The following is a 10,443-nucleotide window of genomic DNA, read 5'->3' on the forward strand; positions in this document are numbered from 1 at the left end:
GTCGGGACTCCCGGCCGTGCGGGGTGGTGGGGTCGGGCCCGCCGCCGGCACGGCGGGTGGCGGGCCCGGACCCGCCGTCAGCCCAGGCCGCGGCGGGCCAGCAGCGGCCCGATCTCCGGGTCGCGCCCGACCACCGCCCGGAAGCAGTCCAGGGCGGGCCGGCTGCCGCCGCGGGCCAGCAGTTCGCGCCGGAACACCTCGCCGCTCTCGCGCACCGGCCGGCCGTTGTCGCGGAACCACTGCGCCGTGTCGGCGTCCAGCACCTCCGACCAGATGTAGGCGTAGTACCCGGCGCTGTAGCCGCCGGAGAAGATGTGGCTGAAGTACGCGGTGCGGTAGCGCGGCGGGATCTCCGGCACCGCCAGCCCCGCGCGCCGCAGCGCCTGTGCCTCGAACTCCTCGGCGTCCGCGACCTCGTGGCCGGCCGGCAGGGTGTGCCAGGCCCAGTCCAGCAGCGCCGCGGCGAGGTACTCGACGGTCTTGAAGCCCTGGCCGAAGCCCTCCGCCGCGGCCATCCGCTCCACCAGCTCGGCCGGCAGCGGCTCGCCGGTGGCGTGGTGCCGGGCGTAGCCGGCCAGCAGCTCCGGCCGCACCATCCACATCTCGTTGACCTGCGACGGGAACTCGACGAAGTCGCGCGGCACCTCCGTCCCGGCGAACAGCGGGTACCGGACGTCGGAGAACAGCCCGTGCAGGGCGTGCCCGAACTCGTGGAAGAGGGTGCGCACCTCGTCCCAGGTGAGCAGGGCGCTCTCGCCGGGCGCGGGCCTGGCGATGTTCAGGTTGTTGACCACCACCGGCCGCTTGCCCAGCAGGTCCGACTGCGGGACGAGTTCGTTCATCCAGGCGCCGCCGCGCTTGGACGCGCGGGCGTGGAAGTCCCCGAGGAACAGGCCGATCGAGCTGCCGTCCTCGTCGAACACCTCGAAGACCCGGACGTCCGGGTGGTAGCCGACCAGGTCCTTGCGCTCGGCGAAGGTCACCCCGTACGCCAGCTCGGCCGCACGGAACACCCCGTCGTGCAGCACCCGTTCGAGCTCGAAGTAGGGGCGCAGCGCTTCGGCGTCCACCTGGTACGAGGCGCGCCGGACCTGCTCCGCGTAGTACGCCCAGTCGTGCGCGGCGATCTCGGTGAGGCCGTCCTGCCGTGCGGCGGCCAGGAGTTCGGCCTTCTCCCGTTCGGCGTTGGCCACCGCCGGGGCGATCAGCCGGCCGAGCATCGCGTCCACCGCCTCGACGGTGCCCGCGGTCTCGTCGGCGACCACGTACGCGGCGTGGCTGGGGAATCCGAGCAGGGCGGCGCGCTCGGCGCGCAGCGCGGACATCCGGACGGCCAGCGGCCCGTTGCTCCCGGCGGCCCGGCCGAGCGAGGCCGCCAGCAGGCGCTCGCGCAGCGACCGGTCGGCGAGCGCGGCGAGTTCGGTCTGGTTGGAGAAGTTCTTCAGGCTCAGCACGTACGAGCCGTCCAGGTCGAGCGCGCGGCCGTTCTCGGCGGCCGCCGCGACCGCGTCCGGCGACAGGCCGGCCAGCTGTTCGGCCCGCTCCACGACGATCGCGCCGTCGCGGGTGGCGGCCATCACGTTCTGCCGGAAGGACGCCTCGTCGGCGGCGAGTTCGGCGTTGATGTCGCGCAGCCGCTGCTGGTCCTCGGCGGACAGCTCGGCGCCGGCCCGGACGAACGCGGTGCGGTAGCGCTCCAGCAGCCGCAACGACTCGTCGTCCAGGCCGAGTTCGGCCCGCTGCCGGTACAGCGCGTCGATCCGGGCGAAGAGCCCGGCATCGAGGTGGATCGCATCGGCGTGCTTGGCCAGCCGCGGGCTGAGCAGCGCGTCGAGCTCCTGCAGCACGGGCGTGGTGTCGGAGGACTCCTGGTTGTCGAAGGCGAGCCGGACCCGGCGCAGCAGGGCACCCGAACGCTCCAGCGCCACCAGGGTGTTGTCGAACGTGGGCGGCTCCGGGTCGGCCACGATCCCGGCGATCTCGGCCAGCTGCACGGCCATCCCCTGCTCGAACGCGGGCAGGTAGTGCTCCTCCCGGATCTCGGCGAAGGGCGGCAGCTCGTGGACCAGGGTGCTGGTCGCGAAGAAGGGGTTGTCGCTCATGGTGCCGACCCTACGGGCTGTCATGCCCGCCGCCTACGGGTCACCGGGCCCCTCCTCCGGCCCGGACCGGCCCAGCCCGGCCCTGCCCGCGCGGCCCCGCCCGGCGCCCGCCCGGCGGTCGTGCCCGGGCCGCGGCGCAGCACCGTCTGTCGGTGCCGCGCGCTACCGTCGCCAGGAGCACCGTCCGCACCCCGACCAGGAGAGGAGGCCGCCGATGGCCCCCCGCCACGCCCTCGTGCCCGATCCGCACGGCCCCGGCGGCCGCCTGCAGGCACTCGCCGAGGACGGCACGCCGCTCGGCCCGCCGCAGACCGTGCCGGACCTCGCCGCCGCCGCCGCGCGGATCGAGGCCGCCGAACAGCCGCGCTGGGTGTTCGCCGCCGCCGACAGCGCCTACGCACCGCTGCTGCCCCGACGGCTCGCCCGCTGCCACGACCTGCGGCTGACCGAGCCGCTGCTGCTCGGCCACGAGGGCCGCTGGGGCGAGCCCCGCTCGCTCGGCGCGGCCTGGGCGCGGCTGCGCCGGCTGCCCGTCCCCGCGGACCTGCCGGAGGCCGGCGCCGCCGACGAGGACCAGGCCGGCCTGTTCGCCCCGGACCGCCTGCAGCTCCCGCCGGGCGCCGACCCGCTGGAGGCCGTGGTCGCCGTCCACGCCGATCAGCAGCGCCGGCTCGCCGCGGTCGAGGGGCCGGCCGAGCGGGGCCGGCTACGGCTGCTGGCCGCCGCCGAGTCCGCGGGCGGCCTGCTCGCCGCCGAGATGGCCGTGGACGGCCTGCCCTGGCGCTCCGATGTGCACGACCGGCTGCTCACCGAGCTGCTCGGCCCGCGGCCGCAGATCCCCGGCGCCCCGCCGCGCCGACTCGCCGAGCTGGCCGCCGAGCTCCAGCAGGCCCTCGGCGGCCGCCCGTTCAACCCCGACTCGCACAGCCAGGTGCTGCGGGCCTTCGCCGAGCAGGGCATCCAGCTCTCCTCCACCCGCAGCTGGGAGCTGCGCCGGGTGGACCACCCCGCCGCCGAGCTGATGATCCGCTACAAGGAGCTGTCCCGGCTGCACGCCGCCCACGGCTGGGCCTGGCAGGCCGCATGGGCGCGCGGCGGCCGTTTCCGGCCCGAGTACGTGGTCGGCGGCGTGGTCTCCGGCCGCTGGGCGACCCGCGGCGGCGGGGCGCTGCAGATCCCGCGGATCCTGCGGCGGGCCGTGGTCGCCGACCCGGGCTGGGCGCTGGTGGTCGCCGACGCCGCCCAGCTGGAGCCTCGGGTGCTCGCGGCGCTCTCCGAGGACGCCGGCCTGGCCCGCACGGCCGCCGAGGGCGACCTGTACGAGGCGCTCGCCGCCTCCGCCTTCCACGGCGACCGGTCGAAGGCGAAGCTCGGCCTGCTCGGCGCCATGTACGGCCAGACCAGCGGCGACATCGGGCCGCTGCTCGCCACGCTCCGCCGCCGCTACCCGGCCGCGATGGGGTACGTGGAGGCCGCCGCCCGCACCGGCGAGGACGGCGGGATCGTCCGCTCCCGGCTCGGCCGCACCTGCCCGCCGCCGTCGGCGGACTGGCTCGACCTGACCGAGGCCCCGGAGACGGCCGGCGAGGCCGGCGGCCGCTCCGCCCGGGCCCGCGGCCGGTTCACCCGCAACTTCGTGATCCAGGCCAGCGCCGCGGACTGGGCACTGGCCCTGCTCGCCGCGCTGCGCCGGCGGCTGTCCGCGCTCGCGTCCGGCACGGACCACCCGCACCTGGTCTTCTTCCAGCACGACGAGGTCGTGGTGCACACCCCGGCCGACCTCGCCGACCGGGTGGCGGAGGAGGTGGCCGCCGCCGCCGACGAGGCCCGGGCGCTGGTCTTCGGGGCGACCCCGGTCCGGTTCCCGCTCTCCACCGCGGTGGTGGACTGCTACGCCGACGCCAAGTAGCCGGCCGCAGCGGCATCCGCCGACGGTCGGATCGGCATCCGCCGACGGTCGGATCGGCACCCGCGGCCCGGTCCTCGGCCCGGCACCGGCGGCCGGGTCAGAACTTGCGGAAGTCCCGGGCCGCCTCCGCCGCGCGCACCACCTCGTTCCGCTCCGCCCCGGTGGAGGCGGTCACCGCGGCGGCCACCGCCCCCTCCACGAACGGCGCGTCGGCCAGCACCGCGCCGGGGGACCGGCCCTCGTCCAGCACCGCCCGCACGGTCAGCACCGCGCTGCCGAGGTCGGCCAGCACGACCACCCCGGCCCCGCCGTCCGCCTCGGCCAGGGCCCGGCGGACCAGGTCGTCGCTGGTGCCGAGCCCGCCGTCGGCCGTCCCCGCGGCGCGGGCCACCGCGACGGCGCCGCCGCCGAGTTCGCCGAGCAGGTCGCCGAGCCCGGCGGCCATCGCCGGGCTGTGCGAGACCAGGACGATGCCGACCAGTGCTGCCATGCCCGCACCCTAGGCGGTGACCGGCGCCGGGTGCCGCCCGCACCGTCCGGCGTGTCGTAGCGCCCGGCCACCGGGGGTTCCCGGCGTAACGTCGGCGCGACAGCCGACGGAGCGCCGCCGCGAGGAGCCGGTCACGTGAAGAAACTGATCAACAGTCCGGAGACCCTGCTCGCCGACGCCCTCGCCGGGATCGCCGCCGCCCATCCCGGGCTGGCCGTGGACGCCTCCGCCCGGGTGGTGCTGCGGGCCCGGCCCGCCGAGCCCGGCAAGGTCGCGCTGGTCTCCGGCGGCGGCTCCGGGCACGAGCCGCTGCACGTCGGCTTCGTCGGCCCGGGGATGCTCGACGCGGCCTGCCCGGGCGAGGTCTTCACCTCGCCGGTGCCCGACCAGATGGTGGCCGCGGCCCGCGCCGTCGACACCGGCGCCGGGGTGCTGTTCATCGTGAAGAACTACACGGGTGACGTGCTCAACTTCCGGCTCGCCGCCGAGCTCGCCGCCGAGGAGGGCATCGCGGTGGCCACCGTGCTGGTCGACGACGACGTCGCCGTGGAGGACTCCACCTGGACGGCCGGGCGGCGCGGCACCGGCGCCACCGTCGCGGTCGAGAAGATCGCCGGGGCGCTGGCCGAGCGCGGCGCCCCGCTCGCGGAGGTCGCCGAGGCCGGGCGCCGGGTCGACGAGGCCTCCCGGTCGTTCGCGATCGCGCTCACCGCGGCCACCGTGCCGGCCGCCGGACGGCCCGGCTTCGACCTGCCCGAGGACGAGATCGAGGTCGGCGTGGGCATCCACGGCGAACCGGGGCGCCGCCGCGCACCGATGCGCCCGGCCGCGGAGCTGGTCGCCGAGGTGGTGGACACCGTGCTCGCCGACCACCACCTGGGCCCGGGCGACGAGGTGATCGCCCTGGTCAACGGGCTGGGCGCGACCCCGCTGCTGGAGCTCTACGTGGTCTTCGGCGAGGTCCGCGCCCGGCTGGCCGACCACCGGGTGACGATCGCCCGCAGCCTGGTGGGCAACTACGTCACCAGCCTCGACATGGCCGGCTTCTCGCTCACCCTGACCAAGGCCGACCGGCAGCTGCTGCAGCTGTGGGACGCCCCGGTCGACACCCCCGCCCTGACCTGGTCCTGACCCGGCCGAGAGGACGCAGCAGCCGATGGACGGCACCCTGGACACCCCGCGCGCCGAGGCGTGGATCCGCACCCTGGCCACGGCGGTCGCGGCGCACGAGGCCGAACTCACCGCCCTCCACGCCGCGATCGGCGACGGCGACCACGGCAGCAACCTGCGGCGCGGCTTCGACGCGGTGCTCGCGGCCCTCGGCGACGTCCCCGCCGCCTCCCCCGGCGCCCTCCTCACCACCACCGGCAGCACCCTGATCTCCCGCGTCGGCGGCGCCTCTGGCCCGCTCTACGGCAGCGCCTTCCGCGCGGTCGGGCACGCGCTGGCCACGCCGGACGAGGAGCCCGGCAGCCGGCCGCCGACCGGGGCGCAGGCGCTGGCGGCGGCCCTCGCGGAGGGCCTGGCGGCGGTACAGCGCCTGGGCGGCGCCCAGCCCGGCGACAAGACGATGGTGGATGCCTTCGCTCCGGCGGTGGACGCGTTCCGGGCGGCGGCGGGCAGCGGGACGGCCGCCGCCGCGCAGGCGGCCGCCACCGCGGCCCGCAAGGGTGCCGACGCCACCGTCCCGCTGGTCGCCCGCAAGGGCCGGGCCTCGTACCTCGGTCCGCGCAGCGCCGGCCACCTGGACCCGGGCGCGGTCTCGACGGCGCTGCTGTTCGAGGCGCTCGCCGAGGCCTGCCGGGAGGACTGACCGGTACGGCTCACGCCCCGGCCGGCAGCCGGTCGTCGGCCGGCTCCTCGTCGGCGCGGCTGATCAGCATCAGCAGGGCGTCGTCGCCGAGTTCGCCGCCGGTGTGCACGAGCAGGTCGCCGTAGACCCGGCCGACCGCGGCCTCCAGTTCGGCGCCGGAGCGGGCCGCGTCCCGCACCAGCGGGCCGACCCGCTCGGCCAGCGGGTAGAACTCGCCGGTGCGGTGGTGCCGGGCCTCCACCACGCCGTCCGTGCACAGCACCAGGACGTCGTCCGGCCCGAAGCCGTGCCGGACGCTGGCCGGCTCGCCGGTGGCCAGCCGGCCGAGGCCGAGCGGCACCCAGGGGTCCTCCGCCTCCAGCACGCTCGTGGTGCCGTCCCGGGCCACCCGGATCGGCGGCACATGGCCGAAGTGCAGCAGCTCGACGCTGCCGGGTGCGCCGAACTCGGCGAACAGCGCAGTGGTGAACTCACCGTCCGGCACGTGCCGCTCCACGCTGGCCTCGATCCGGGCGGCGACCGCCCCGAGCTTGGCCTCGTCGTAGGCGGCCTCCCGGAACGCGCCGAGCACCACCGCCGCGGTCTGCACCGCGCCGAGCCCCTTGCCGCGGACGTCGCCGACCAGCACCCGGGTGCCGTTCGGCGTCTCCAGCACCGAGTACAGGTCACCGCCGATCCTGGCCTCGTCGGCCGCCGAGACGTAGCGCACGGCCAGCCGGAGCGGGCCGACGCGCGGCCCGGGCCGGCGCAGCAGGGCCCGCTGCGCGGCCTCGGCGACCGAGCTGACGGCGGCGAACGCCGCGGCCCGGCGCATCCGCAGATGGGCGAGGTAGGCGCTGAGCAGGGTGAGGATCAGATAACTGAGCAGCGCGCCGAACAGGAAGCGGCGGTCGTTGATGTTGGCGACCTGGTCGTAGTTGCTGAGCCACAGGAGGGACAGGAAGCCGATGCCGCAGACCATCAGGACTTCCAGCGGTTTCAGCAGCAGCGCAGCGATGGACGGCACGATCACCATCAGCGGGGCGAGGTAGCGGTCCTGGCCGGAGAAGAAGTCGGCCAGCGACACCAGCAGGATGGCGATCAGCGCCGGGGCCGCGCGGCGCCGGAAGGAGAGGTCCTGGAGATCCGCGGCGAGCAGTGCGGAGCGGCGGCGGGCGGGTGCCAGCCCGGTGGTGTCCGGTGGCGCGGCGCGCAGGACTCGGCGGATCGAGAGCACAAAACGAACATATCTGACCTGCGGGGCGAACCGCGGCCGCTGCGTCGGGCGCGGTGGCACCGGCCCGCCGATGAGCGCGTTCCGCACCTGCGCGGCTACCCTCTGCTATCGCACCCGGCGCGGGCCGCGATGCACGCCACATACCCCTCCCCCGGGCTGGAATACCCCCTGGGGGTATGGTGTTGTGAAGAGACAGACGCGGGCCGGGCCCGCACCACGAAAGCCTCCGGAGGCAGCGATGTCCAGCACCGTCACCTACACCGTCAGCGGGATGAGCTGCGGCCACTGCGAGAAGTCGGTCAGCTCGGAGGTGTCCGGCCTGCCCGGCGTCACCGAGGTCGCCGCGGACGCCAAGGCCGGCACCGTCACCGTCTCCTCCGAGCAGCCGCTGGACGAGGCCGCGCTGCGCGCCGCCGTGGACGAGGCGGGCTTCGAGCTGGTCGGCCCCGCGGCCTGACCCCCGCCGGCGGATCCCCGCGGCGGGGGCACCGACGGCGCCCCCGCCGCGCTCTACCCAGGAGCAGACGAGCATGAGCACGACCACGCAAGGCATGGACTCCGCGCCCGAGCAGCAGCGCGTCGAGCTGTCGATCGGCGGCATGACGTGCGCCTCCTGCGCCGCCCGGATCGAGAAGAAGCTGAACCGGATGGCCGGGGTCGAGGCCACCGTCAACTACGCCACCGAGAAGGCCCGCGTCGACTTCGCCCCCGGGGTCGCCGTCGACGACCTGATCGCCGCCGTCGAACGGGCCGGCTACACCGCCGAACTCCCCCCGCCGCCCGCCGCGCCCGCCGCACCGCAGGATCCGGCCGACGCCGGGCGCCCGGCGGACCCGTTGCGCGAGCGGCTGCTGGTGAGTGCGGTGCTGTCCGTCCCGGTCCTGCTGCTCTCGATGGTCCCGGCCCTCCAGTTCGACGACTGGCAGTGGCTGGCCTTCGCGCTGACCGGCCCGGTCGTGGTCCACGGCGGCCTGCCGTTCCACCGCGCCGCCTGGACCAACCTGCGCCACGGCACCGCCACCATGGACACCCTGATCTCGCTCGGCACGCTGGCCGCCTTCGGCTGGTCGGTCTGGGCGCTGTTCCTCGGCGACGCCGGAATGCCCGGGATGCGGCACGGCTTCACCCTCGCGGTCGGCGGCGGCGACGCGGCCTCCACGCTCTACCTGGAGACGGCGGCCGTCGTCACCACCCTGATCCTGCTCGGTCGGTGGCTGGAGGCGCGCTCCAAGCGGCGTGCCGGCGCCGCCCTGCACGCCCTGCTCGACCTGGGCGCCAAGGACGTCGCGGTGCTCCGCGGCGGCCGCGAGGAGCGGATCCCGGTCGCCGCCCTGGCGGTGGGCATGCGCTTCGTGGTCCGGCCCGGCGAGACGGTCGCCACCGACGGCACGGTGGTGGAGGGGGCGTCCGCGGTCGACGCGTCGATGCTCACCGGCGAGTCCGTCCCGGTGGAGGTGTCCGTCGGCGACGCCGTCACCGGCGCCACCGTCAACGCGGGCGGACGGCTGGTGGTCGAGGCCACCCGGGTCGGCGCCGACACCCGGCTGGCCCGGATGGCGCGGCTGGTCGAGGAGGCGCAGAACGGCAAGGCCGCCGCACAGCGGCTGGCCGACCGGGTCTCCGCCGTCTTCGTGCCGGCGGTCGTCCTGATCGCCCTGGGCACCCTGGTCGCCCGGCTGCTGCTCGGCGACGGCGCGACCGGCGCGTTCACCGCCGCCGTCGCCGTGCTGATCATCGCCTGCCCGTGCGCCCTCGGCCTGGCCACCCCGACCGCGCTGATGGTCGGCACCGGGCGCGGCGCCCAGCTCGGCATCCTGATCAAGGGCCCGGAGGTGCTGGAGAACACCCGCCGGGTCGACACCGTCGTCCTCGACAAGACCGGCACGGTCACCACCGGCCGGATGGCGCTGGTCGCCGTGCACACCGCCGACGGCGTCGACGAGGAGCTGGCCCTGCGGCTGGCGGGCGCCCTGGAGAACGCCTCCGAGCACCCGATCGGCGCCGCGATCACCGCGGCCGCGGCCGGGCGGGCGGGCCGCCTGCCCGGGGTCGAGGGCTTCGAGAGCCTGCCCGGACGGGGTGTGCTGGGCACGGTCGAGGGCCGGGCCGTGGTCGCCGGCCGGGCGGCGCTGCTCGCCGACCGGGGCCAGCCGCTGCCACCGGAGCTGGCCGCCGCCCGGGCCGCCGCCGAGCGGGCCGGCCGCACCGCGGTCGCGGTCGGCTGGGACGGCGCGGCCCGCGCCGTCCTGGAGGTCGCCGACACGGTCCGGCCGACCAGCGCGGAGGCCGTCGCCGACCTCCGGGCGCTGGGCCTGCGGCCCGTCCTGCTGACCGGCGACAACCGGGCGGTCGCCGAGTCGGTCGCCGCCGAGGTCGGCATCCCGGCCGAGGACGTGGTCGCCGAGGTGCTCCCCGAGGACAAGGTCGCCGCGGTGCGCCGGCTCCAGGCCGAGGGCCGCACGGTCGCCATGGTCGGCGACGGAGTGAACGACGCCGCCGCGCTCGCCCAGGCCGACCTGGGCCTGGCGATGGGCACCGGCACCGACGCCGCCATCGAGGCCGGCGACCTCACCCTGGTGCGCGGCGACCTCCGCTCGGCGGGCGACGCGATCCGGCTGTCCCGGCGCACCCTGGCCACCATCAAGGGCAACCTGTTCTGGGCGTTCGCCTACAACGTCGCGGCGATCCCGCTGGCCGCGGCCGGGCTGCTCAACCCGGTGGTGGCGGGCGCCACGATGGCGTTCTCCTCGGTCTTCGTGGTCACAAACAGCCTCCGGCTGCGCCGCTTCCGCCCGTCCTGAGCCCGGGCCCGGGCCGGGCCCGGGGGCGCCGGGGCGCCCCCCCGCCCCGCCGCGCCGGGGGAGCGGGGGAGAGCGCGGGGGGGGTTGGCGCGCTGCGCGGGGGGGGGGGTGA

8 protein-coding genes are annotated in these 10,443 nt (G+C 76.6%); 5 read left to right on the plus strand and 3 right to left on the minus strand.

Going from position 1 to position 10,443, the window contains the following annotated elements; genetic code table 11:
- Positions 1 to 77: 77 nt before the first annotated feature.
- Positions 78 to 2,102, minus strand: a complete 2,025-nt coding sequence (locus ACFV0G_RS15365) for a M3 family metallopeptidase (RefSeq protein WP_380546793.1) — start codon at positions 2,100 to 2,102, stop codon at positions 78 to 80.
- A gap of 214 nt (positions 2,103 to 2,316) precedes the next feature.
- Here ACFV0G_RS15365 and ACFV0G_RS15370 point away from each other — a divergent pair, with 214 nt between their 5' ends.
- Positions 2,317 to 4,011, plus strand: a complete 1,695-nt coding sequence (locus ACFV0G_RS15370) for a bifunctional 3'-5' exonuclease/DNA polymerase (RefSeq protein ID WP_380546795.1) — start codon at positions 2,317 to 2,319, stop codon at positions 4,009 to 4,011.
- A 97-nt stretch (positions 4,012 to 4,108) separates the two neighbouring features.
- On the opposite strand, the gene dhaM is transcribed toward ACFV0G_RS15370, so the two are convergent.
- Positions 4,109 to 4,501, minus strand: a complete 393-nt coding sequence (dhaM, locus tag ACFV0G_RS15375) for a dihydroxyacetone kinase phosphoryl donor subunit DhaM (protein WP_380546797.1) — start codon at positions 4,499 to 4,501, stop codon at positions 4,109 to 4,111.
- 135 nt (positions 4,502 to 4,636) lie between these two features.
- On the opposite strand from dhaM, the gene dhaK reads away from it, so the two are divergent.
- Together dhaK and dhaL are read left to right on the plus strand one after the other, a co-directional pair.
- Positions 4,637 to 5,632: a dihydroxyacetone kinase subunit DhaK gene (dhaK, locus tag ACFV0G_RS15380; protein ID WP_380546799.1), complete on the plus strand. Its 996-nt coding sequence runs from the start codon at positions 4,637 to 4,639 to the stop codon at positions 5,630 to 5,632.
- 25 nt (positions 5,633 to 5,657) lie between these two features.
- Positions 5,658 to 6,314 carry a dihydroxyacetone kinase subunit DhaL gene (gene dhaL / locus ACFV0G_RS15385; protein WP_380546801.1) on the plus strand — a complete coding sequence of 219 codons (657 nt, stop codon included), beginning with the start codon at positions 5,658 to 5,660 and terminating at the stop codon, positions 6,312 to 6,314.
- A 10-nt stretch (positions 6,315 to 6,324) separates the two neighbouring features.
- On the opposite strand, the gene ACFV0G_RS15390 is transcribed toward dhaL, so the two are convergent.
- Positions 6,325 to 7,530: a PP2C family protein-serine/threonine phosphatase gene (locus ACFV0G_RS15390; RefSeq protein WP_380546803.1), complete on the minus strand. Its 1,206-nt coding sequence runs from the start codon at positions 7,528 to 7,530 to the stop codon at positions 6,325 to 6,327.
- A gap of 238 nt (positions 7,531 to 7,768) precedes the next feature.
- On the opposite strand from ACFV0G_RS15390, the gene ACFV0G_RS15395 reads away from it, so the two are divergent.
- Complete coding sequence (locus ACFV0G_RS15395) at positions 7,769 to 7,987, plus strand: heavy-metal-associated domain-containing protein (protein WP_380546805.1); 219 nt, start codon at positions 7,769 to 7,771, stop codon at positions 7,985 to 7,987.
- A 73-nt stretch (positions 7,988 to 8,060) separates the two neighbouring features.
- Positions 8,061 to 10,331 carry a heavy metal translocating P-type ATPase gene (locus ACFV0G_RS15400; RefSeq protein ID WP_380546807.1) on the plus strand — a complete coding sequence of 757 codons (2,271 nt, stop codon included), beginning with the start codon at positions 8,061 to 8,063 and terminating at the stop codon, positions 10,329 to 10,331.
- The last annotated feature ends 112 nt before the right edge of the window (positions 10,332 to 10,443 follow it).

It is taken from the genome of Kitasatospora sp. NPDC059571 (genome assembly GCF_042735675.1).
In the GTDB taxonomy this organism is placed as follows: Bacteria; Actinomycetota; Actinomycetes; order Streptomycetales; family Streptomycetaceae; genus Kitasatospora.